The 277-nt window shown below is 63.2% G+C and carries 1 pseudogene; it reads right to left on the bottom strand.

Going from position 1 to position 277, the window contains the following annotated elements:
* Positions 1-277, bottom strand: a pseudogene (locus SB751_RS29985) (ABC transporter substrate-binding protein); the annotation flags it as partial.

Genomic DNA, 277 nt, shown 5'->3' with positions numbered 1-277 from the left:
CCCTGCACAGAGGGCCGCAGCGCGGTGACGACGGGCAGGTTGAACAGGCCGATGATGGGGATGTCTTGCGCCATCAGTTCGTGCAACTGGTTGAAGAGGTCGCGGCGTTTGTTCGGGTCGGGTTCCATCGCGACCTGCTTGAGCAGGGCCGAGGCCTTGGGGTCGTCCCATTGGCGGGTCGGTTCGACCTTCTTGTCGCCGATCAGCGATTCATACATCACCAACGGGTCCAGCCGGGCGGAATAGCCGAAGATGGCCAGTTCGTACTGGCCACGGC

The organism is Cupriavidus sp. SIMBA_020 (genome assembly GCF_046535395.1).
Taxonomy (GTDB): domain Bacteria; phylum Pseudomonadota; class Gammaproteobacteria; order Burkholderiales; family Burkholderiaceae; genus Cupriavidus; species Cupriavidus campinensis.
This window is presented reverse-complemented; position numbering and strand designations above follow the sequence as displayed.